Genomic DNA, 22,965 nt, shown 5'->3' on the forward strand with positions numbered 1-22,965 from the left:
GGACGCGCTACGCTTATCCGGCCTACGGGTTCATTGTAGCTATACGATTAGCCGATTGTCATCAGGCTGGCGTTACCGCCTGCGGCCGCCGTGTTGACGCTAAGAGAGTGCTCAACGTACAGACGCTCCAGCAGCAAATTGGTTTCACCGCGTGCGAAGCCCTGCACCGACACAATCGCGCCGTCGCGCGCCGCTACTTGCTCGCACAGCTCACGCAGCTGATCGGAATCGCCGTGGTAAATCACGGCGTCGAAGGCCTGTGTGGTGATCACGTCCGGTTTCGCGAAGGTGATGCGCGCAGACACCTCTTTCGGCAGCTGTTTGGCGAGATCGCGGTGCAGACCATCCTCCGGCCACAGCACTTCACAGCCCGCTGCCGCAGCGGCAGCCAGCTGGACCAGCGCATCCTGTTCGTTGTCGGCAATACACAGCACGCGCTCGCGCGGCATCAGCGTCCAGGTGTTGCGCTCACCGGTTGGGCCGGGCAGCAGACGCTGAGTACCGGCCTGCGCCTGTTCGCCATACTGCTGGCACAGGGCGTGCAGTTCCGGGCGTTTTTCCGCCCATTTGGTTAGCGCCTCCAGCGGCTGAGTCAGCAGCGTTTTCAGTTGCGCATCCACCGGACGTTCCGCATCCTGACGCGCCAGGGTCACGCCGAGGGCGTTCTCCGGACGGTTCGCCAGCAGACGATACAGGTAGAGCGGGCCACCGGCTTTCGGACCGGTGCCGGACAAGCCTTCGCCGCCGAACGGTTGCACGCCGACCACCGCGCCCACCATGTTGCGGTTGACGTAGAGGTTGCCGACTTTGGCGCTGCCCGTCACCTGAGCGATGGTTTCGTCGATACGGGTATGCACGCCGAGGGTTAGACCGTAGCCTGAGGCGTTAATCTGATCGACCAGCGCCTCGAGGTTGTTGCGGCTGTAGCGCACCACGTGCAGCACCGGGCCGAAGACCTCTTTTTTCAGCTCGTCAAAGCTGGAAAGCTCAATCAGCGTCGGTGCAATAAAGGTGCCGGTGTTCCATTCGCGGGCGTCTTCGCTGTTCTCGCGAACCGCCTGGAAGACCGGACGACCTTTGGCGCGCATCGCCTGAATGTGCTGTTCGATATTGGCTTTGGCTTCGGCGTCAATCACCGGGCCAATGTCAGTGGTCAGTCGGCCTGGGTTACCCATCCGGCATTCTGCCATCGCACCGCGCAGCATTTTCAGCGTGTGGTCGGCGATATCATCCTGCAGACAAAGCACGCGCAGGGCGGAGCAACGTTGTCCGGCGCTGTCGAAGGCCGAGGCCAGCACGTCCACCACCACCTGCTCGGTCAGGGCGGAGGAGTCGACGATCATCGCGTTCATCCCGCCCGTTTCGGCGATCAGTGGCGTCGGACGCCCCTGCGGATCGAGACGGGTGGCGATGTTGCGTTGCAGCAGCGTTGCCACTTCCGTGGAACCGGTAAACATCACACCGCGCACGCGGTTGTCAGACGTCAGCTGAGCGCCGACGGTTTCACCGCGCCCCGGCAGAAGCTGTACCACGCCTGCCGGAACACCGGCTTCGAGCAAGATCTGAATACCCTGAGCGGCAATCAGCGGCGTCTGTTCAGCGGGTTTCGCCAGCACGCTGTTACCAGCGGCAAGCGCGGCAGCAATCTGGCCGGTGAAGATCGCCAGCGGGAAGTTCCACGGGCTGATACAGACCACCGGACCCAGCGGGCGGTGAGTTTCATTATCGAAGTCGTTGCGTACCTGACCGGCGTAGTAGTGCAGGAAGTCGACCGCTTCGCGCACTTCGGCGATGGTGTTGCTGAAGGTTTTCCCGGCTTCGCGCACCAGGATGCCAATCAGCTGTTGCATCTGGCCTTCCATCAGCACGGCGGCGCGTTCGAGGATCGCGGCACGCTCCTGCGGCGGCGTTGCGAACCAGATTGGCGCATTATTGACGGCATTTCCCAGCGCCAGCTCGACTTCCTGGGCGGTGGCTTCGCGGGCAAAACCGACAATATCTTTCGGTTCGGCCGGGTTGATCACCGGCTGCATGTCGCCTGCGTCAACGGGCTGTTCGAGAATCGGCTTCGCCTGCCATTTCTGCAGGGCGCTATTGAGCAGGGCGGAGGAGAGGGACGCCAGACGGTGTTCGTTCGCCAGGTCCAGACCCGCTGAGTTGGTGCGATCGCTGCCGTACAGTTCACGCGGCAGGGCAATTTTCGGATGCGGCAGGCCGAGCTGGCCCTCCTGCGCTGCCATTTTTTCCACGGCCTGCACCGGATCGGCAACCAGTTCATCGAGCGGCAGTGTGGTATCGGCAATACGGTTGACGAAGGAGGTGTTCGCGCCGTTTTCCAGCAGACGACGCACCAGATAGGCAAGCAGCGTTTCGTGTGTGCCAACCGGAGCATAGATACGGCACGGTCGGTTCAGTTTGCCTTCTGCCACTTTACCGGTGACCTGTTCGTACAGCGGTTCACCCATGCCGTGCAGGCACTGGAACTCGTACTGGCCCGGATAGTAGTTTTGCCCGGCCAGGCTGTAGATCGCCGCCAGCGTATGGGCGTTGTGGGTGGCGAACTGCGGGTAAATCAGGTTCGGCACGTTGAGCAGTTTTTTCGCACAGGCGAGGTAAGAAACGTCGGTATAGACCTTACGGGTGTAGACCGGATAGCCTTCCAGCCCGTCCATCTGCGCACGCTTGATTTCGCTGTCCCAGTACGCGCCTTTCACCAGACGGATCATCAGGCGACGGCGGCTGCGGGAGGCGAGGTCAATCAGATAATCAATCACAAACGGACAGCGTTTCTGATAGGCCTGAATGACGAAGCCGATACCGTTCCAGCCCGCCAGCTCTGGCTCGAAGCACAGTTTTTCCAGCAGATCGAGGGAGATCTCCAGGCGGTCGGCCTCTTCGGCATCGATATTAATCCCGATATCGTACTGGCGCGCCAGCAGAGTCAGGGATTTCAGGCGCGGGTAGAGTTCATCCATAACGCGGTCGTACTGAGCGCGGCTGTAGCGTGGGTGCAGGGCAGAGAGCTTGATGGAAATCCCCGGCCCTTCGTAAATGCCGCGCCCGTTCGAGGCTTTACCAATCGCGTGGATCGCCTGCTGGTACGAAACCATATAAGCCTGGGCATCGGCGGCGGTCAGGGCCGCTTCACCGAGCATGTCGTAAGAGTAGCGGAAGCCTTTATCTTCCAGCTTGCGGGCATTGGCCAGCGCTTCGGAGATGGTTTCACCGGTGACGAACTGCTCGCCCATCAAACGCATCGCCATGTCCACGCCTTTGCGGATCAGCGGTTCGCCGCTCTTACCGATAATGCGGTTCAGGGAGCGGGAAAGGTTGGCTTCGTTATGGGTGGAGACCAGTTTGCCGGTAAACAGCAGGCCCCAGGTGGCAGCGTTGACGAACAGCGACGGGCTGCGGCCAATGTGCGAGTGCCAGTTACCGTTGCTGATTTTGTCGCGGATTAAGGCATCGCGCGTGGCTTTGTCCGGAATACGCAGCAGCGCTTCCGCGAGGCACATCAGCGCCACGCCTTCCAGCGAGGAGAGGGAGAACTCCTGCAGCAGCCCCTGCACCATACCGGCGCGGCCACTGGCGGATTTCTGATTACGCAGTTTGTCGGCGAGCTGATATGCCAGGCTGTGCGCCTGGGACGCAATCGGCTCCGGCAGACGGGCCTGCTCCAGCAGCATCGGCACGGCGTCGGTTTCGGCGCGACGATAAGCGGCGGTGATCGCGGCGCGGCTCACGGACTGCGGCAGGATCTGCTCGGCAAAGTCGAGGAACGGCTGGTGGTTCTCTTCGGCGATGGCGGCGGCGTCTTCGCTTTCGTTGGCGGCACCCGCCAGCAGGGCAGGCAGTTCCGGTAAGTCGTCTTCATTTTCCAGACGTTCCAGATAATTAAAAATGGCCTGTTTAATCAGCCAGTGCGGCGTGCGGTCAATGCGGGTTGCAGCGCTCTTAATCCGTTCGCGGGTCGCGTCATCCAGCTTAACCCCCATGGTGGTCATGCCCATGCCAGTAACTCCTGTTGATCTTTAGTGATGTTCGTTCGTTAGCGTGAAATATCCACCATGTTGCAACTTTGTGCAACCGTGTTAAATGTGACCTGGACTGCAAGCTGAAAAATGAATGGATTGTTAACGATAAGTAAGCTGGTAAATACGATGAGATTCTGCGTGTGAGGCCCGTTTTTATGCGGCACTTAACACTTTTAAAAGGTGCAACCCGTAAAAGCGTGAGCGAGTGCAACCTATACGAAAGACCTATAAATCCAGGGATGAATTTGATGTAAATGCAGTGTTAAATCATTTGTGCATGTGGAGCGCTTACGGCAGGATACGCGCGCCCAACCGAAATACACTCATGATTATCACGTTCCGATAATCGAATAATAAGGCAGCCCGGACGGCTGTCGCTCGATATTTTTGGAGATTTTAAATGGCTATTAGCACACCGATGCTGGTGACATTTCTCGTTTATATTTTTGGCATGATCCTGATAGGGTTTATTGCATGGCGTTCGACCAAAAACTTTGACGACTATATTTTAGGTGGGCGTAGTTTAGGGCCCTTTGTGACCGCGCTGTCAGCGGGCGCATCCGACATGAGCGGCTGGCTGCTGATGGGGTTACCGGGCGCGATTTTCATCTCCGGGATTTCCGAAAGCTGGATTGCCATCGGCCTGTGTATCGGGGCATGGATTAACTGGAAACTGGTGGCCGGTCGTTTGCGTGTTCACACCGAAGTGAACAACAACGCGCTGACGCTTCCGGACTATTTCACCAGCCGTTTCGAAGATAAAAGCCGCGTGCTGCGTATTATCTCCGCGCTGGTGATCCTGCTGTTCTTCACCATCTACTGTGCGTCCGGGATTGTCGCCGGGGCTCGTCTGTTCGAAAGCACTTTCGGCATGAGCTATGAAACCGCACTGTGGGCCGGTGCTGCAGCCACCATCCTTTACACCTTCGTCGGTGGCTTCCTGGCCGTCAGCTGGACGGATACCGTGCAGGCGAGCCTGATGATTTTCGCCCTGATCCTGACCCCGGTGATTGTGATTATCACCGTCGGCGGGTTTGGCGATTCGCTGGAAGTGATCAAGCAAAAGAGCATTGAAAACATCGATATGCTCAAAGGGCTGAACTTCGTGGCCATCATCTCACTGATGGGCTGGGGCCTGGGCTACTTCGGCCAGCCGCACATTCTGGCGCGTTTCATGGCGGCGGATTCTCACCACAGCATCGTGCATGCGCGTCGTATCAGTATGACGTGGATGATCCTGTGCCTGGCGGGTGCGGTCGCGGTCGGCTTCTTCGGCATTGCGTACTTCAATAACAACCCGGCGCAGGCGGGGGCGGTGAACCAGAACGCCGAGCGCGTGTTTATCGAGCTGGCGCAGATTCTGTTTAACCCGTGGATTGCCGGGATTTTACTGTCGGCGATTCTGGCGGCGGTGATGTCGACTCTGAGCTGTCAGCTGCTGGTCTGCTCAAGCGCCATTACAGAAGATCTGTACAAGGCCTTCCTGCGTAAAGGTGCGAGCCAGAAAGAGCTGGTGTGGGTCGGACGCTTTATGGTGCTGGCGGTGGCGCTGGTCTCTATCGCGCTGGCCGCAAACCCGGAAAACCGCGTGCTGGGCCTGGTGAGCTACGCCTGGGCGGGCTTCGGTGCGGCCTTTGGTCCGGTGGTGCTGTTCTCGGTACTCTGGTCACGCATGACCCGAAACGGTGCGCTGGCGGGGATGATTATCGGTGCGGTGACGGTTATCGTCTGGAAACAGTTCGCGTGGCTGGGCCTGTATGAAATCATTCCAGGCTTTATCTTCGGCAGCATCGGGATTGTGGTGTTCAGCCTGCTGGGGAAAGCGCCGTCGGCGGCTATGCAGGAACGTTTTGCCGAAGCGGATGCGCATTACCACACGGCACCGCCGGTAAAGTTACAGCCTGAATAAGCGTTAACAGGTGTTCAAAGCCGGGTAAGGCGTCGTCGCCGCCCGGCTTTTTTTCTGTCAGAACTGCACGCAGACCGGCTGATCAACGCGCATCACTGACTCCTGTGCAAACCGTGATTTGTAGATCCCGCGTAATGCTTCGATATTGCTCTCGCTCTGAGCATCTTTTCCGTGGATCAGCATTAACGCTTTACTTGGCTCACGCGCCACTTTCCCGTCATTGCCCAGCCATTGTCCGCGCGCATCAAACACCGTTAAGCCATCGCGAAAACGCGGCGTTACGTCCTGATCGACAAACTGCTGCCACTCCTGCCCGGTGATGGCGGCACCCGCCGGACGATTCAGACCGAAATAGAGCGTGGTTTGCTGCATCTGGTTATCCACTTTGCAGGTGGCGTCAGGAGTCGTATGCGAGGGGGCGTTGCAGCCGGCCAGCATGAAAAGTGCGGCAACCATAAGCCCTGTTTTGATGGTCATTGTTCGCTATCCTCATTGTTATTGTTGCAAGAAAAAGCCGGGTGGCGCTAACGCTGACCCGGCCTGCATATCATCTGTTCGACAACGGTGTTAAAGCACCAGCCCCGCAAAACTTGCCGACAGCAAACTCACCAGCGTCGCGCCATACACCAGACGCAGACCAAAGCGAGATACCACGTTGCCTTGCTTCTCGTTCAGCCCTTTGATCGCCCCGGCCACGATGCCGATAGAGGCAAAGTTGGCGAACGACACCAGGAAGATAGAGAGAATGCCCAGCCCGCGCGGTGTCATTTGACCGGCAATTTTTTGCAGCTCAATCATCGCCACAAATTCATTCGCCACCAGTTTGGTCGCCATAATACTGCCCGCGTTCAGCGCATCACTCAGGGGTATGCCCACCAGCCACGCCAGCGGATAAAACACATAACCAAGGATCTGCTGGAAGCTCATTCCAAACAGGCTGGAGAAGAGGGCGTTGACGGCGCTAATAAGGGCAATAAAGCCAATCAGCATCGCCAGAATAATCATCGCCACTTTAAAACCGGCCAGAATATACTCGCCCAGCATCTCAAAGAAGCTCTGGGATTCGTGCAGTTTTTCCAGTTTGATTTCCGGCTCGGCTTCTGGGCTTGCCGGGTTAATGACCGACAGAATAATAAAAGTGCTGAACATATTGAGGATCAGCGCCGCGACCACGAATTTCGCATCGAGCATGGTCATATAAGCGCCGACGATCGACAGGGAAACGGTGGACATCGCCGTCGCCGCCATGGTGAACAGGCGACGAGACGAGAGATCGCCGAGCACCCCTTTGTAAGCAATGAAGTTTTCCGACTGGCCGAGAATGAGTGAGCTGACGGCGTTAAAGGATTCCAGCTTGCCCATGCCATTCAGTTTTGACAGCAGGGTGCCGATCAGACGAATAAAAATCGGCAGAATTCGCCAGTGCTGAAGAATACCGATCAGGGCAGAAATAAAGATAATCGGACACAACACGCCGAGGAAAATGAACGCCAGCCCTTTTTCACCCATTCCGCCAAAGACAAAATTGGTGCCCTCCGCGGCAAATTTCAGCAGGGATTCAAAGAAACCGGAGACATATTTAATCACGAAGAGACCGCTTTCGGCGTGCAGGAAAAAGAACGCCAGCGCAATTTCAATCACAATAAGCTGTAAAACATAACGAATACGAATTTTTCGGCGGTCGAAACTCACCAGCCAGGCGAGCGCAAGAATAATGACCAGCGCCAGCAGGAAATGAACAAAGTTATACATTTTGAATTTTCAGCAGGTAAACGAAGCGCTTATTTAGCCATAGGGCACGGGAACCGTAAATGGGCATTTACGTTATAAGTTATATACATAACGGTAACGATCGTAACTATTAACCGGCGATGGATTTACAACTGGTCATCAAAACCTGACACAATTCGCTTGTTTTTCTTTCTGCCGTAATGATAATCACTATCACAGTTATTTACCTTTCTTTGCACCAGTTGACCGCGATAAACATTTAAGGTGTCGGCATGTTTGTTCCATTTCTCATTATGTTACGTGAAGGGCTTGAAGCGGCCTTAATTGTCAGTCTGATTGCCAGCTACCTGAAGCGCACCCAGCGCGGCCGCTGGATTGGTGTGATGTGGATTGGCGTTATTCTCGCCGCCGCACTCTGTTTAGGTCTCGGGATCCTGATTAACGAAACCACTGGTGAATTCCCGCAAAAAGAGCAGGAGCTGTTCGAAGGGATCGTGGCGGTGATCGCCGTGGTGATCCTCACCTGGATGGTGTTCTGGATGCGCAAAGTGTCGCGTAACGTTAAAGTGCAGCTGGAGCAGGCGGTCGATCATGCGCTGGAAAAAGGCAACCACCACGGCTGGGCGCTGATTGGGATGGTCTTTTTCGCCGTCGCCCGCGAAGGGCTGGAGTCAGTCTTCTTCCTGCTGGCGGCGTTCCAGCAGGACGTAGGGATCTGGCCGCCGCTCGGCGCGATGCTGGGGCTCGCCACCGCGATTGTGCTGGGATTCATGCTCTACTGGGGCGGCATTCGCCTGAACCTTGGCGCGTTCTTCAAATGGACCAGCCTGTTCATTCTGTTGGTCGCCGCCGGGCTGGCGGCAGGGGCGATTCGCGCCTTCCACGAGGCGGGCCTGTGGAACCACTTCCAGGACGTTGCGTTCGATTTCAGTAATACGCTCTCCACCCACTCTCTGACCGGCACCCTGCTCGAAGGCATCTTCGGCTATCAGGAAACGCCGAGCGTCAGCGAAGTGGCGATGTATTTCATCTATCTCATTCCGGCGCTGGTGCTGTTCTTTATGCCATCACGCCCCAGTACTCAGCCGTCGCGTACTGCGCCCTGAAGTGCTTCGTGTTGTTTATACATACTTTTAGAAAGGGAAGGGTCATGGCAATTCAATTTCGACGTACTGCATTACAGGCAGGTGTGGCAGCGCTGTTTGCATATGCATTCTCAGCGGGCGCGGCAGATGTTCCACAGGTGAAAGTCACTGTGAACGATAAACAGTGTGAGCCGATGACCATCACGGTCAACAGCGGTAAAACCCAGTTTATCATTCAGAACCATAGCCAGAAGGCGCTGGAGTGGGAAATCCTCAAAGGCGTGATGGTGGTGGAAGAGCGTGAAAACATCGCGCCAGGCTTTACCCAGAAAATGACGGCTAACCTGCAGCCGGGCGAATATGACATGACCTGCGGCCTGCTGACCAACCCGAAAGGCAAGCTGATCGTCAAAGGCGAAGCCACGGCGGATGCGGCGAAAGGCGAAGCGCTGCTGAGTCTGGGCGAGGCGATCACCGCCTATAAAGCCTACGTGACCAAAGAGACCGCCGACCTGGTTGCCGGTACTAAAGCCTTTACCGACGCGGTAAAAGCGGGTGATATCGAGAAAGCCAAATCTCTGTACGCGCCAACGCGTCAGCACTACGAGCGTATCGAACCGATTGCCGAGCTGTTCTCTGACCTCGACGGCAGCATCGACGCCCGTGAAGATGATTACGAGCAGAAAGCCGCCGATCCGAAATTCACCGGCTTCCACCGTCTGGAGAAAGCGCTGTTTGGCGACAACTCCACCAAAGGGATGGAGAAGTACGCGGAGCAGCTGAATACCGACGTGCTGGATCTGCAAAAACGCATTAGCGAGCTGGCTTTCCCGCCGTCAAAAGTGGTGGGCGGCGCGGCTGGCCTGATTGAAGAAGTGGCGGCCAGCAAAATCAGTGGCGAAGAAGATCGTTACAGCCACACCGACCTGTGGGACTTCCAGGCGAACGTTGACGGCGCGCAGAAGATTGTAGACCTGCTGCGTCCGCAGCTGCAGAAAGACAACAGCGAACTGCTGGCGAAAGTGGATGCCAACTTCAAGAAAGTGAATACCATTCTGGCGAAGTACCGTACCAAAGACGGGTATGAGACTTACGACAAATTGACGGACGCCGACCGGAATGCGCTGAAAGGGCCAATCACAACGCTGGCGGAAGATCTGGCACAGCTGCGTGGCGTACTGGGTCTGGACTAAGCATTATGAGTAAACATCACGAAATCGACGTCGCAGAACCGTCGCGCCGTCGATTGTTAAAAGGGGTGGGGGCGCTTGGCGGCGCGCTCGCTCTGGCGGGGGGGTGCCCGGTGGCGCATGCGGCCAAACCGCAAAGCGCGCCGGGAACCCTCTCCCCGAATGCGCGCATGGAGACGCAGCCGTTCTACGGTGAACATCAGGCCGGGATCCTGACGCCACAGCAGGCGGCGATGATGGTGGTGGCGTTTGATTCGCTGGCGAGCGATAAAGCGGATCTGGAACGTCTGTTCCGTTTGCTGACGAAGCGGATTGCGTTTCTGACGGCAGGGGGCCCGGCGCCGGAAACGCCGAACCCGCGGATGCCGCCGATGGATTCGGGTATTCTGGGGCCGTTTATCGCCCCGGATAACCTGACGGTCACGGTTTCCGTTGGCGAGTCGCTGTTTGACACCCGCTACGGGCTTGAGAAACAGAAACCGAAAACGCTGCAAAAGATGACGCGTTTTCCGAATGATTCTCTCGACGCCGCGCTCTGTCATGGCGATCTGCTGATCCAGATCTGCGCTAACACCCAGGATACGGTGATCCACGCCCTGCGCGATATCATCAAGCACACGCCGGATCTGCTCAGCGTGCGCTGGAAGCGGGAAGGGTTTATCTCCGATCACGCGGCGCGCAGCCAGGGAAAAGAGACGCCGGTCAACCTGCTCGGCTTTAAAGACGGAACGGCCAACCCGGACAGCCGCGATGCGGCCCTGATGAAAAACGTGGTCTGGACCACGGCGGATCAGGGCGAACCGGCGTGGGCGGTGGGCGGCACTTATCAGGCGGTGCGTATTATCCAGTTCCACGTGGAGTTCTGGGATCGCACGCCGCTGAAAGAGCAGCAAACCATTTTCGGTCGTGACAAGCAGAGCGGTGCGCCGCTGGGCATGAATAACGAACACGATGTGCCGGATTACGCAAAAGATCCGGACGGCGATACCATCGCGCTCGACAGCCATATTCGTCTGGCGAACCCGCGAACGCCGGAAACCCAGTCCAGCCTGATGATGCGTCGCGGCTACAGCTATTCGCTGGGGGTGACCAACTCCGGGCAGCTGGATATGGGCCTACTGTTTGTCTGCTATCAGCACGATCTGGAGAAGGGCTTTTTAACCGTGCAGAAGCGGTTAAACGGCGAGGCGCTGGAAGAGTACATAAAACCTATCGGCGGCGGCTATTTCTTTGCTCTGCCGGGCGTGCGCGATAACACCGCGTATCTCGCACAAGGGCTGATCGAAGCCTGATTATTCTCCCCGCCACCCGCGCGGGGAGATTATTTTTTCCTATGACCCTCACTGTTATATTTCTGTCATATTTCTGTATAAGACTGAACTCAGCTGCAGGGCGAGTCTGAAAAAGTTGCGTTCAGGTAAAAAAGATGTTGCATTTGTGATAAATCCTGATGTACTTAATATAAGACAGCGGTAGTTCCCGGCAGTGATAACGATTCACTATGGAGATCGCGAATGGTTGGGTCCTGTACTGGACAAGTTAAACATAACAACCGCAGCACCCGGCGCGGAGGCTCTGACTCCGGCAGCGATTTCTTCACCACAAAATTCTCCTCCCCAATACCTCAAAAGAACTTATCCGGCGTGCAGAACGGTGCGCGTAGCCGTTTTGCATCGTCATTCCAAAAGGCAAGCAAGGGCTTACAAGGAAGCCAAACCTCAGATGTTCGTGCGCATAATCGCGCCGCCAACGGCGCGTGTGATGAATACCAACAACTCAAGGTGCTATCCATGGGAAGACAAAAAGCAGTGATCAAAGCTCGTCGCGAAGCAAAACGTGTGCTGAGACGGGATTCACGTAGCCATAAACAGCGTGAAGAAGAGTCGGTCACCTCGCTTGTGCAGATGAGTGGCGGCGTAGAAGCAATTGGCATGGCGCGAGACAGCCGTGATAACTCCCCAATTGCCGCCCGCAATGAAGCTCAGGCGCACTACCTGAATGCTATCGAGAGTAAACAGCTGATCTTCGCAACCGGTGAAGCCGGATGCGGGAAAACGTGGATAAGTGCTGCCAAGGCGGCGGAGGCTCTGATTCATAAGGATGTGGACAGAATTATCGTCACCCGTCCGGTATTGCAGGCCGATGAAGATCTCGGCTTCTTGCCCGGCGATATGTCAGAGAAGTTCGCCCCGTATTTCCGGCCTGTCTATGACGTGCTGGTGAAACGCCTGGGGGCTTCTTTTATGCAGTACTGCCTGCGACCAGAGATTGGTAAGGTGGAAATCGCGCCGTTCGCCTATATGCGCGGACGTACATTTGAAAATGCGGTCGTCATTCTCGACGAGGCTCAGAACGTGACCGCAGCGCAAATGAAGATGTTTTTAACGCGCCTCGGGGAAAACGTGACCGTTATCGTCAACGGCGATATCACCCAGTGCGACCTGCCGTCGGGTGTCAAATCGGGCCTGAGCGATGCGCTGGCACGTTTTGTGGAAGATGACATGGTTGGGGTGGTGCGTTTCAACAAAGATGATTGCGTACGCTCGGTTCTGTGCCAGCGCGCACTGCTTGCTTACGACTGAATTTGCTGCTGATGACAAAGCCCGGGCAACCGGGCTTTGCTTTCTGGGGAACCCAAACGACAGACGAAAAAAAAGCCCGCATTTTCATGCGAGCTCTTCTCTAAATATGGCGGTGAGAGAGGGGTTCGAACCCTCGATACGTTGCCGTATACACACTTTCCAGGCGTGCTCCTTCAGCCACTCGGACACCTCACCGTATTGTTTCGCTGCCTGACCTCTCAGGGGCAACGGGGCGCTACTATAGGGAGTTGCGCTAAAACGGTCAAGCAAATTTTATGCCCGAGTGGCTGTTCGGTTAAGCAATAATCACCTCTGCCGGTTTACGCTCACATCTGACCAAAACGACCGGAATTAAAATCACCGATCGCCTCTGCGATTTCGGTTTTGGTGTTCATCACGAACGGACCGTAACCGACAATCGGCTCGTTTAACGGCTCGCCGGACATCAGCAGCACTTTTGCGTCACGGGTGGCCTCAAGGTGCAGTTTATCCCCGCTCTGGCTCAGCACCACCAGCTGGGCTTCACCGGCTTCGGTGGTGCCATTCACTGTGATGCTGCCTTCGACCACCACCAGCGCCGTGCTCCAGCCATTCGGCTGGTTCAGGCTCAGGTGACCGCCCTGATGCAGGGCAATGTCCCATACGTTGAGGGGCGAGAAGGTGTGCGCTGGACCTTGTGTATCGCCATACTGACCGGCAATCACCCGCAGCTCGCCGCTGTTATCGGGCAGCGCCACGACCGGGATCGCCGCTTTGGTGATGCTCTGGTAGCCCGGAGTGGCCATTTTGTGCTTCGCCGGAAGGTTGACCCACAGCTGCATCATCTTCAGCTCACCGCCCTGGCGCGAGAAGGCATCGGCGTGAAACTCTTCATGCAAAATGCCCGCACCGGCTGTCATCCATTGCACATCGCCCGGACCAATTACGCCACCTTTACCGGTTGAATCGCGATGCTCTACGTCGCCGGAATAGACAATGGTCACCGTTTCAAAGCCGCGATGGGGATGCTCACCCACACCGCGTTTCACGCCGTCGCCGGGGAAGACGTGCGGGCCTGCATAGTCCAGCAGCAGGAAAGGGCTGAGGGCTTCGCCGTGAGTCTGGTAAGAGAACATTGAGCGTACCGGGAAACCGTCGCCCACCCAGTGGGGACGCGGTGCGGTATAGACGCCAGTAACCTGTTTCATGTTTTTCTCCTGCTGTTCGGTTGATGTGTATTAGCTTATATTCGACATTAATAACCCGGTAGAGTGTGAAATTAATACTCACTGTTCCATAAACAGGACGATGGAGGCGAAATGCAGGATCTCAATGATTTTGCGTGGTTTGTGAAAGTGGTGGACCACGGCGGATTTGCCGCAGCAGGGCGGGCCTGTGATTTACCAAAATCCCGCCTCAGCCGTCGTATTGCGCAGCTTGAGGAGCGGCTGGGCGTGCGATTAATACAGCGCACCACGCGGCAGTTTACGGTCACCGACATCGGCCATACCTTTTATCAGCACTGCAAAGCGATGCTGGTCGAAGCCGAGGCGGCGCAGGAGGCCGTCGCCGCTCTACAGGCAGAGCCGCGCGGAATGGTGCGCATAACCTGTCCGGTTACGCTGCTGCATGTCCATATTGGCCCGATGCTGGCGCGATTTATGGTCCGCTATCCGGGCGTGAATCTGCAGCTGGAAGCCACCAACCGGCGCGTGGATGTGGTGGCGGAGGGGATTGATGTGGCAATTCGCGTAAGGCCACGGCCTTTTGACGATAGCGATCTGGTCTTGCGTGTGCTCGCCGATCGCGGTCACTGTCTAGTGGCGAGCCCGCAGCTGATTGAACGGCTGGGTACACCGACAGCGCCTGCTGAACTCAGCCAGTGGCCCGGACTGAGCATGGGGGCGGGCAAGCAGGTTCACAAATGGGCGCTGACCGGGCCTGCGGGCGCGAAGGCGGAGATCCACTTTACGCCGCGTTATATCACCTCCGATATGCTGGCGCTGCGCGAAGCGGCATCGGCTGGCGTCGGCGTGGTCCAGTTGCCTGTTTTAATGGTCAAGGAGCAGCTGGCGCGCGGTGAGCTGGTCAGGGTACTGAGCGAGTGGGAGCCGCAGCGGGAAGTCATTCACGCCGTGTATCCTTCGCGGCGCGGACTGTTGCCTTCTGTGCGCACGCTGGTGGATTTTCTGGCCGAAGAATACGCGCGGATTGTCGAAGAGTAGACCCAAACGACAGACGAAAAAAAAAGCCCGCATTTTCATGCGAGCTCTTCTTCAAATATGGCGGTGAGAGAGGGGTTCGAACCCTCGATACGTTGCCGTATACACACTTTCCAGGCGTGCTCCTTCAGCCACTCGGACACCTCACCGTATTGTCATCCCGTTGTTGCTGGGACGGGCGCTAATGTAAGTAAAAGGGGCATCGCCGTCAATCAACTTTTTCAGTTATTTGGCGTGTTTAGATAAAGTTTCAGCAATGTGATTCCTGAATGTGCTGAAAGCGCTTTTTTTATCATCAACACACCCTGCGCAATATTTGTTATCCTGATAATCCTCTTGAAAACACATATAAAACATCGCAATAAAAAGCAGGAGTCATTTATGGATATCATCTTTTACCACCCGACGTTTGATACCCCTTACTGGATTAAGGCGCTGTCGACAGCCATTCCGGGCGCGCGCGTGCGTGAATGGAAGCGGGGCGACAACGAACATGCGGATTATGCGCTCGTCTGGCATCCGCCGGTGGAGATGTTGCAGGGGCGCAATCTGAAAGCGGTCTTTGCCCTCGGCGCGGGCGTGGATTCCATCCTGAGCAAATTAAAAGCGCATCCGGAAATGTTGCCAGAACATATTCCCCTGTTCCGCCTCGAAGATACCGGTATGGGCCAGCAAATGCAGGAATACGCGGTGAGCCAGGTTCTGCACTGGTTCCGCCGTTTTGACGACTATCATGCGCTGAAGCAGCAATCGCGCTGGGAACCGTTAGCCGATTATCAGCGCGAAGATTTTACCGTCGGGCTGTTGGGTGCGGGCGTGCTGGGTTCAAAAGTGGCTGAAGCCCTCGCGCCGTGGGGATTCCCGCTGCGCTGCTGGAGTCGCACGCGCAAGACGTATCCTGGCGTGGAGAGCTTTGCCGGTCATGACGAACTGCCAGCCTTCCTGAAAGGGACGCGCGTGCTGATCAACCTGCTGCCAAATACGGCAGAGACGGTCGGGATTATCAATCAGGATCTGCTGAACCAACTGCCGGATCAAAGCTATGTGATGAACCTGGCGCGCGGCGTGCATCTGGTGGAAGCGGATCTGCTTAAAGCGCTCGACAGCGGTAAGCTGAAAGGGGCGATGCTGGATGTCTACAGCCGTGAACCGTTGCCGGAAGAGAGCCCGCTGTGGGCGCATCCGCGCGTGGCGATGACGCCGCATATTGCCGCAGTCACCCGCCCGGCAGAAGCCGTGGATTACATTGCCCGCACGATAGCGCTGCTGGAGCAGGGGAAAGCCGCGACCGGACAGGTCGACAGGCAGCGAGGCTACTAACCGCAACCCGGCTTTTGCCGGGTTTTTGCTGATATTCGCCGGGTATACCTGCTATCCTTGGGGTAAAACATCAGAGGAGAGAGAGATGTATCCCGTAGACCTGCATATGCACACCGTCGCCAGCACCCACGCGTACAGCACCCTTCATGACTACATCGCGCAAGCCAAACTGAGAGGGATTACGCTTTTTGCGATCACCGATCACGGCCCGGATATGGCTGATGCGCCGCACTACTGGCACTTTGTAAATATGCGCATCTGGCCTCGTCTGGTGGATGGCGTCGGGATACTGCGCGGCATCGAGGCGAACATTAAAAACACGGACGGCGAGATCGACTGTACTGGCCCGATGCTGACCTCTCTGGATCTGATTATCGCCGGTTTTCATGAACCGGTGTTTGCTCCTCAGGATAAAGAGACCCACACTCAGGCGATGATCGCGACGATTGCCAGCGGCAACGTCCACATTATCAGCCACCCTGGCAACCCGAAATTCCCAATCGACATTCAGGCGGTCGCCCAGGCGGCGGCAAAACACCGCGTGGCACTGGAAATCAATAACTCCTCCTTTACCCACTCGCGCATTGGCAGTGAAGCCAACTGTCGTGCAGTGGCGGCGGCGGTGCGTGATGCTGGCGGAATGGTGGCGCTGGGCTCTGATTCCCACACCGCCTTTACGCTGGGGGAATTTGGCGAGTGCCGGAAAGTGTTAGATGAAGTCGGGTTCCCGGAAGAGCGTATTCTTAACGTTACCCCGCGTCGGATGCTGGATTTCCTCGAATCGCGTGGCATGCCACCGATCGCTGAATTTGCTGAACTTTAATACAGTCATGGAATAAATAAATGAACGAGTTTTCAATCCTTTGCCGCGTACTGGGCACCTTGTACTATCGCCAGCCGCAAGATCCGCTGCTGGTTCCGCTCTTTACGCTGATTCGCGAAGGTAAGCTCGCGGACAACTGGCCGCTGGAGCAGGACGAGCTACTGAAACGCCTGCAAAAGAGCTGCGATATGCAGCAGATTTCGGCGGATTATAACGCCCTGTTTGTGGGCGAAGAGGGGCGCGTTTCTCCGTATCGCTCTTCCTGGGAAGAGGGGGCGACGGAATCTGAAGTGCGCGCGTTCCTCTCCGAGCGCGGTATGCCCCTGAGCGATGCGCCTGCCGACCATATCGGCACGCTGCTGCTGGCGGCCTCGTGGATTGAAGATCACGCCGGTGACGATGAAAGCGAAGCTCTGGAAACGCTTTTTGGCGATTACATTCTCCCCTGGTGCGGTGCTTTCCTCGGTAAGATTGAAGCCCACGCCACGTCTCCTTTCTGGCGCACCTTGGCACCGCTGACCCGTGAAGCGATCTCGGCCATGTGGGACGAATTACAGGAAGAGAACGAAGAGTGATTTAAATCACATATTCAATGTAACGATACATTTTGATTTGAACAAAATGTGCTCGTGATCTCATTTCACTGGCGCGTATCTGATAAGATGCGCGCCATGAATATATTACTTTCCATTGCCATTACGACAGGGATCCTCTCCGGAATCTGGGGATGGGTTGCCGTGTCTTTGGGACTGCTCAGCTGGGCGGGTTTCCTCGGCTGTACCGCCTACTTCGCCTGTCCGCAGGGCGGACTGAAAGGGCTGTTTATCTCGGGCTGCACCATGATGAGCGGCGTTGTCTGGGCATTGATAATCATGCACGGCAGCGCGCTTGCGCCGCATCTTGAGATCGTCGGCTATATGATGACTGGCGTGGTGGCTTTTTTGATGTGCATTCAGGCAAAACACCTGCTGCTCTCTTTTGTTCCTGGAACTTTCATTGGCGCATGCGCGACCTTTGCCGGGCAGGGCGACTGGAAAATGATTATCCCGTCGCTCCTTCTGGGACTGGTGTTTGGCTACGCGATGAAAAACAGCGGGCTGTGGCTGGCGGCCCGGCGAGAGCGGGCGCAGGAAAACGGCACGGTATTGAGCAAATAAAAAAGCGAGGCCTTAGCGCCTCGCTTTTTCGTTGTGCTTTCTGAATCAGGATTCTGGAGGCACCGACATTTCGCGGTATTTCACCAGGACCTCATTTTTCACGTCATTTTTATTCTGCAGATCCCACAGTCCACGATCGATCCCGTCGTTAATCAGGAAAATAACCCCTGTTTCGATGGCCGACATCAGACACATCATCACCGGTTCATTCGAGGTGTAGCCGATTTCACCTTCCAGCAGACGCTGGTAGTCGATGAAGCGGAAGACACCGGCCTGAACTTCATAGGAGAGAATCGTTTTGCTGGTGGTGACCGATGATAGCACTTCACCGGTGCTCACGTTAACCACGCGCAGGTTGACGGCAATCTGGTCGAGCTGGTACTGCGTGTCCGCCCCAATACCGAAATAACGCGCCCCGACACCGCCCGATTTCACGTTACTTTCGTAGCCGATAATCGAGCCTTCAACCATAACGTTTGCGGCAACCAGCGACTGCAACGGTACGCGGTTATTAACCTCAACGGTGCCGTTTTCCTGAGCCGCACGAATGATTTTGCGTTCGTTCAGCAGGTTTTGCAGCCCCTGGCGTTCCAGAGGAATAAACCAGCGTGAATCCTTGAGCGCAGTCACCAGCATGGCGGTGGCACTTTGTGGAACAGCCGTCGAGAAGTTACTTGCCGGATACGGTTTGAACTGGCCCGTTTCATCCTGAATATTATAAACCGAGACAAATATCTTACCGGTCGGTGCCGGCAGATGCGTCAGGTCGCGATAGCTTTGCGCCCGGGGCATCAGCGTGGGTTTAGCGGCTTCTTTAGGTGGAGCAGTTAAACAACCGCTCAATAAGCACACTGCAACAAGAATCAGTAAGCGCTGCATGATTGTTGTCCTTATTTCGTGGTTGTTTAAAAATCAGTTGAATCGGTTGCGAGACCCGATACCTGAATGGTGGACGTTTTGCCCGTTTTCCGGTCGGTCACATTCAGCTGCAGTTGCCCGTCTTTATTGGCTATATCGACAATAAAATCGTTGGTCACCATGCGGCCTGGTTTGCCGGTATTAATATTCGTGAGCAAGCCACCTAATATTTGCGACTGAATAGCCTGAGTGAAGTTATCCAGTGCAGACGGTGTTTCAATACCAAAATCATCGTTATAGCTGGGGTCTTTATAGGAGTTTTGGGCCTGGGCTTCATTGAGCATAAAAGCCCCGTTATTTGGATTGCCACCAAAGTTTGGGTTACGGAACTGGAAAGTCATATTCCCGGCCCAGCTTAACGGTGCAATCAGCATTAACGAAATCACTGTGTGTGCGAGACGCATTACAGCCTCCGGAGATTAATATCGCTAGAATTCATCTTTTGCTAAATCGCCAGTGCTCAGCAGAGCCTTATCGATTTGCAGACGATTTACCGCTTCTTCAGTTTGTGCCAGTGCAAAACTGATGTTTTTGTCAAAGTCTCTTTTCGTTGGGAATAAAAATGTCTGGTACACCACGTCCTGATTAACCGTTATGGTGATCCAGCTTCCCCATCGAGCACTGGGCCGCTCATTGATTGTTAAGTTGCCAGGATAATCACTTTCCCATTTGTCGCTAAATGCCCGATAAAAATCGTGGCCGATAGATGAGACGGTGTGGTCAGTTAATAATCCGGGCACTTCCACTTCAACAGCGTGAAGATTTCCGGCAGCGAGCAGAAAGCCGACTGCCGCGATCCAACTCGACGTGCGTTTCATGTTATTAACGCCTGAGGTTATCGTTTGCCCATGAAACAGCCTGAGTCCTGTTTTTAACAGCTATCTTCTTGAAAAGATTATAGAGATGTGTCTTCACTGTATTTTCGCTGATAAATAACGAACGGGCGATTTCAATATTTGAAGAACCAATGCGTAATTTATTCAGAATCTCTTTTTCGCGATGCGTCAGCAAAGCCGACTCTGAACTGTTATAGCGATAATTTCCGGAGTGAGTGATGAGGTAGCTGGCCAGTTTTTGTGAAAAGTAACACTCTCCACGCAAAATACCCTGTAACCCTTCCACCACACGCGTCTCGTCTTCAGTGACGTAAAAGACGCCGTTGATATGCGGCCAGCTTTCAATATCCCGGAAAGGATACTCATCAGGTGTATTCAATAATAACACGCGGATATTATTGTTTTTCCTGCTTAAGTTATCTTGCCAGTAATGGATAAGCTTTTTATCAGCTTCCATCATATCGAAGAGAATGATGCTGCCAGGAGCAATATCATCATAAGAACGTTGAATATTGTGCAATTTCCCGTTCAATGACAGAGACTGCTTCAAATGTTGTAATAAGGCTGTCGCTTGTAAAGAAGGCTTTGTGATCAACAGTAATGTATGACCATGTAAACTATGGACTTCATTAAACATGATGAAACCCCACTTTTTTTATAACACCTGGCAGCTGTCCCCCGATATATTCGGGGGACACCAGAAGTACTGACAGATGTTGCACTGCTGTGTGTAGAATCAGACCATAACCTCCAGGAGGAGGTAAATATTAAAAATAATTCGTACTGCTGATTTCAATCTAGCTATTACGATTTTTAAATCAAGTGTTAATGGTGTAACATAATGTAAAAATCAATATTAATTTGTGAATTTAAGGCGCTTTAAAAGTTCAGTAATGATAAAAAAGTTGTACATGATAATAATGCTGCACACATTTTAAAAATCATACAAATTATTGCAATCAGTTGATTTTAATATCAATTGATTATTTTGTGTTTGCTCGTAACAGGTATGAGTGAGATGAAAAATCTAAGACTTTGCATGCTAACAGAAAGCTCTTAAGAAATCGTACGTCTTGTGACAGAGGTGTCGCGGAATGTTGTCGGCGAAGCGCGAAGGGCAGACGCGACGGGGGCGATAAGCGCTTCCTTAACGAAGCGCAAACAGGCTGTCAAAATAATATTTAAAAAACTAACTTACGCTGCCGACTGGTAATTTTGGCATTAATTAATACTTTGAGGTGACCCATTAAATAAAAATAACACTCGCGGGTGAGATATTTAAATTGTTTCGGTAGACATACTCTTCATCGTAACGCGGCGTTAACAAAAAACGAATCGCGTTAACACCAAGCCATTTATTTATTACCAGGTCCAGGTGACAACATGAAAAACAGAACGTTATTTATGATGTTTACATTACTGGGTGCGCCTGGGTTAGCGATCGCGGCAGGTCCGGATTTGGCAGTCTCGGAATATAACTTCGCGATTAATGAATTAAGCAAGTCTTCATATAATCAGGCAGCCATTATTGGTCAACAAGGTTCAGGTAATAATGCTGACGTTCGCCAGGGCGGTTCTAAATTACTGTCCGTTGTTTCTCAGGATGGCGGGAACAACCGAGCGAAAGTTGATCAATCAGGGACTTATAACCTCGCTTATATCGATCAGTCCGGTAACGGCAATGATGCGAGTATTAAGCAAGGGGCTTTTGGTAATACCGCGATGATTATCCAGAAAGGCTCGGGTAACAAAGCGAATATTACCCAGTATGGTACGCAAAAAACAGCAGTTGTAGTACAGAGACAGTCGCAAATGGCAATTCGCGTTATCCAACGCTGACTATTTACGACGACTTAAATCAATCCGATGGGGGTTTACCATGAAACTTTTCAAAGTGGCAGCAATTGCAGCAATCGTAGTTTCTGGCAGTGCTCTGGCTGGTGCGGTTCCACAATATGGCGGCGGCGGTGGTGGTTGGGGTGGCGGTAATAGCGGCCCGAACTCAACTCTGAGCATTTACCAGTACGGTGGCGGCAACTCAGCTGTTGCCTTGCAAACTGACGCTAAAAATTCTGACCTGACGATTACTCAGCACGGCGGCGGTAACGGTGCTGATGTAGGACAAGGTTCTGATGACAGTTCCATTGACCTGCTGCAGAAAGGCTTTGGTAACAGCGCAACCCTCGATCAGTGGAACAGTAAAGACTCCACCATCAGTGTTAAACAGTTCGGCGGCGGCAACGGCGCGGCAGTGGACCAGACCGCTTCCGGGTCAACTGTAACTGTGCATCAGGTTGGCTTCGGCAACAACGCGACTGCGCATCAGTATTAATTTCGAATCTGTACTACAAAAAAACAGGGCATTTGCCCTGTTTTTTTTCGGGAGTTTATCATGCACACCTTATTACTCCTTGCTGCGCTCTCGAGCCAGATCACCTTTAAAACCACCCACGACGGGGATATGACCACCATCATTCCTCAGGTTATTTTGACTGAACCCTGCGTATGTCAGGTGCAAATTATTTCATCTCGGGAAGGGCTTGGGGGGCAAAGTACGTCTAGTCAGCGCAGCACCCTCTCTATTCCCGCGAATCAACCGATCGATTTAACCCGTCTGAGTCTGAATATTAACCCTAAAGATTCCGTGAGAATTGTCGTTAATGTCTCTGACGGGCAATCGCTTCATTTATCGCAACAATGGCCGGGTTCTGAATGAAATATTCACGAAATCAATATATTGGATAATTTGGCGGTTCCCAATGAATGTTTCTATGATTTGAATAAGGAATGCGTGACCCCTCAAGGATGATTTCTCATTGAGGAGCCAACCATGGCAGCGTCCATAGTAAAAAGTATTATTTCAGCAGGTATTGTTGTTTTATCGGCACTGACTCCAGCATTAGCTGCAACCACGGTTAACGGCGGTGTGATTCATTTTAACGGGTCGATTGTGGAAGACCCGTGTGAGATTTCACCACAGCATAATCAGTTTGCGTTGTCATGCCCGCACGAAGGACGCGTGCAAACCACCCAGGTAAGTTACGGTGATGCCCTGCGGGGACATAACCCTTACCCAGATGTCGCCACGGTAAGTATGAAATATATCAATCCGGAAAAAACGTTGGCAGTGTTGTTAGTCAACTATCGCTAGGCCTGAGCCCTCCCGTTTCACGACCGGA

Annotated in this window: 22 protein-coding genes and 2 tRNA genes; 14 read left to right on the forward strand and 10 right to left on the reverse strand. The window is 54.3% G+C overall.

The window, feature by feature from the left end; genetic code table 11:
• Window positions 1-47: 47 nt before the first annotated feature.
• Window positions 48-4,010: a trifunctional transcriptional regulator/proline dehydrogenase/L-glutamate gamma-semialdehyde dehydrogenase gene (putA, locus tag ETG88_RS00915; RefSeq protein WP_129034364.1), complete on the reverse strand. Its 3,963-nt coding sequence runs from the start codon at window positions 4,008-4,010 to the stop codon at window positions 48-50.
• 424 nt (window positions 4,011-4,434) lie between these two features.
• Between putA and putP the strand changes: the two genes are divergently transcribed.
• Window positions 4,435-5,943 carry a sodium/proline symporter PutP gene (putP, locus tag ETG88_RS00920; RefSeq protein ID WP_100780647.1) on the forward strand — a complete coding sequence of 503 codons (1,509 nt, stop codon included), beginning with the start codon at window positions 4,435-4,437 and terminating at the stop codon, window positions 5,941-5,943.
• A 57-nt stretch (window positions 5,944-6,000) separates the two neighbouring features.
• Here putP and ETG88_RS00925 read toward each other — a convergent pair whose 3' ends face one another.
• Window positions 6,001-6,420, reverse strand: coding sequence for a DUF3574 domain-containing protein (locus ETG88_RS00925; RefSeq protein ID WP_129034365.1), 420 nt, complete (start codon window positions 6,418-6,420; stop codon window positions 6,001-6,003).
• A gap of 90 nt (window positions 6,421-6,510) precedes the next feature.
• Window positions 6,511-7,695, reverse strand: a complete 1,185-nt coding sequence (locus ETG88_RS00930) for a NupC/NupG family nucleoside CNT transporter (protein ID WP_100780645.1) — start codon at window positions 7,693-7,695, stop codon at window positions 6,511-6,513.
• Between the two features lie 251 nt (window positions 7,696-7,946).
• Between ETG88_RS00930 and efeU the strand changes: the two genes are divergently transcribed.
• The 4 genes from efeU to phoH all read left to right on the forward strand — a co-directional run bounded on the left by efeU (window position 7,947) and on the right by phoH (window position 12,531).
• Window positions 7,947-8,780 (forward strand): iron uptake transporter permease EfeU, encoded by an 834-nt coding sequence (gene efeU, locus ETG88_RS00940; RefSeq protein ID WP_129034366.1) that lies wholly within the window; start codon window positions 7,947-7,949, stop codon window positions 8,778-8,780.
• 44 nt (window positions 8,781-8,824) lie between these two features.
• Window positions 8,825-9,952: an iron uptake system protein EfeO gene (efeO, locus tag ETG88_RS00945; RefSeq protein ID WP_100780643.1), complete on the forward strand. Its 1,128-nt coding sequence runs from the start codon at window positions 8,825-8,827 to the stop codon at window positions 9,950-9,952.
• A gap of 5 nt (window positions 9,953-9,957) precedes the next feature.
• Window positions 9,958-11,241, forward strand: a complete 1,284-nt coding sequence (gene efeB / locus ETG88_RS00950) for an iron uptake transporter deferrochelatase/peroxidase subunit (protein ID WP_129034367.1) — start codon at window positions 9,958-9,960, stop codon at window positions 11,239-11,241.
• Window positions 11,242-11,739: 498 nt separating this feature from the next.
• Entirely contained in the window at window positions 11,740-12,531 is a 792-nt protein-coding gene (gene phoH / locus ETG88_RS00955) for a phosphate starvation-inducible protein PhoH (protein WP_174348619.1), read from the forward strand.
• Between the two features lie 107 nt (window positions 12,532-12,638).
• On the opposite strand, the gene ETG88_RS00960 is transcribed toward phoH, so the two are convergent.
• Together ETG88_RS00960 and ETG88_RS00965 are read right to left on the reverse strand one after the other, a co-directional pair.
• Window positions 12,639-12,726 (reverse strand) — tRNA-Ser (locus ETG88_RS00960).
• A 131-nt stretch (window positions 12,727-12,857) separates the two neighbouring features.
• Window positions 12,858-13,718: a pirin family protein gene (locus tag ETG88_RS00965; RefSeq protein WP_129034368.1), complete on the reverse strand. Its 861-nt coding sequence runs from the start codon at window positions 13,716-13,718 to the stop codon at window positions 12,858-12,860.
• A 111-nt stretch (window positions 13,719-13,829) separates the two neighbouring features.
• On the opposite strand from ETG88_RS00965, the gene ETG88_RS00970 reads away from it, so the two are divergent.
• Window positions 13,830-14,735 (forward strand): LysR family transcriptional regulator, encoded by a 906-nt coding sequence (locus tag ETG88_RS00970; protein WP_107703893.1) that lies wholly within the window; start codon window positions 13,830-13,832, stop codon window positions 14,733-14,735.
• A 58-nt stretch (window positions 14,736-14,793) separates the two neighbouring features.
• Here ETG88_RS00970 and ETG88_RS00975 read toward each other — a convergent pair.
• A tRNA-Ser gene (locus ETG88_RS00975) sits at window positions 14,794-14,881 on the reverse strand.
• 232 nt (window positions 14,882-15,113) lie between these two features.
• Here ETG88_RS00975 and ghrA point away from each other — a divergent pair.
• The 4 genes from ghrA (at window position 15,114) to ETG88_RS00995 (ending at window position 18,032) form a co-directional block, all read left to right on the forward strand.
• Window positions 15,114-16,052 (forward strand): glyoxylate/hydroxypyruvate reductase GhrA, encoded by a 939-nt coding sequence (gene ghrA, locus ETG88_RS00980; protein WP_129034369.1) that lies wholly within the window; start codon window positions 15,114-15,116, stop codon window positions 16,050-16,052.
• Window positions 16,053-16,137: 85 nt separating this feature from the next.
• Window positions 16,138-16,875 (forward strand): phosphatase, encoded by a 738-nt coding sequence (locus ETG88_RS00985; RefSeq protein WP_100780637.1) that lies wholly within the window; start codon window positions 16,138-16,140, stop codon window positions 16,873-16,875.
• Between the two features lie 20 nt (window positions 16,876-16,895).
• Window positions 16,896-17,450 carry a TorD/DmsD family molecular chaperone gene (locus ETG88_RS00990; protein WP_129034370.1) on the forward strand — a complete coding sequence of 185 codons (555 nt, stop codon included), beginning with the start codon at window positions 16,896-16,898 and terminating at the stop codon, window positions 17,448-17,450.
• A 96-nt stretch (window positions 17,451-17,546) separates the two neighbouring features.
• Window positions 17,547-18,032 carry a DUF1097 domain-containing protein gene (locus tag ETG88_RS00995; RefSeq protein WP_206732568.1) on the forward strand — a complete coding sequence of 162 codons (486 nt, stop codon included), beginning with the start codon at window positions 17,547-17,549 and terminating at the stop codon, window positions 18,030-18,032.
• A gap of 45 nt (window positions 18,033-18,077) precedes the next feature.
• Here the strand turns inward: ETG88_RS00995 and csgG are convergent, their stop codons facing one another.
• From csgG to csgD, 4 genes are read right to left on the reverse strand one after another with little or no spacing between them, the layout of a single operon-like run.
• Entirely contained in the window at window positions 18,078-18,911 is an 834-nt protein-coding gene (csgG, locus tag ETG88_RS01000) for a curli production assembly/transport protein CsgG (RefSeq protein ID WP_100780634.1), read from the reverse strand.
• A gap of 26 nt (window positions 18,912-18,937) precedes the next feature.
• On the reverse strand, window positions 18,938-19,354 hold the full coding sequence (csgF, locus tag ETG88_RS01005; protein WP_102105558.1) for a curli production assembly/transport protein CsgF: 417 nt from the start codon (window positions 19,352-19,354) through the stop codon (window positions 18,938-18,940).
• A 24-nt stretch (window positions 19,355-19,378) separates the two neighbouring features.
• Window positions 19,379-19,768, reverse strand: a complete 390-nt coding sequence (csgE, locus tag ETG88_RS01010) for a curli production assembly/transport protein CsgE (protein ID WP_100780632.1) — start codon at window positions 19,766-19,768, stop codon at window positions 19,379-19,381.
• Between the two features lie 4 nt (window positions 19,769-19,772).
• A complete protein-coding gene (gene csgD / locus ETG88_RS01015) occupies window positions 19,773-20,423 on the reverse strand; it encodes a biofilm master transcriptional regulator CsgD (protein ID WP_100780631.1) in 651 nt (216 codons plus the stop codon).
• A gap of 746 nt (window positions 20,424-21,169) precedes the next feature.
• Here csgD and csgB point away from each other — a divergent pair.
• From csgB to ETG88_RS01035, 4 genes are all read left to right on the forward strand, one after another.
• Entirely contained in the window at window positions 21,170-21,625 is a 456-nt protein-coding gene (gene csgB / locus ETG88_RS01020) for a curli minor subunit CsgB (RefSeq protein ID WP_100780630.1), read from the forward strand.
• 40 nt (window positions 21,626-21,665) lie between these two features.
• On the forward strand, window positions 21,666-22,118 hold the full coding sequence (gene csgA / locus ETG88_RS01025; protein WP_100780629.1) for a curli major subunit CsgA: 453 nt from the start codon (window positions 21,666-21,668) through the stop codon (window positions 22,116-22,118).
• Between the two features lie 60 nt (window positions 22,119-22,178).
• A complete protein-coding gene (gene csgC / locus ETG88_RS01030; RefSeq protein WP_100780628.1) occupies window positions 22,179-22,502 on the forward strand; it encodes a curli assembly chaperone CsgC in 324 nt (107 codons plus the stop codon).
• A gap of 114 nt (window positions 22,503-22,616) precedes the next feature.
• Window positions 22,617-22,937, forward strand: a complete 321-nt coding sequence (locus ETG88_RS01035; protein ID WP_100780627.1) for a YmdA family protein — start codon at window positions 22,617-22,619, stop codon at window positions 22,935-22,937.
• Window positions 22,938-22,965: the final 28 nt, after the last annotated feature.

The sequence above is a fragment of the Lelliottia nimipressuralis genome (assembly GCF_004115925.1).
GTDB lineage: Bacteria > Pseudomonadota > Gammaproteobacteria > Enterobacterales > Enterobacteriaceae > Enterobacter > Enterobacter nimipressuralis.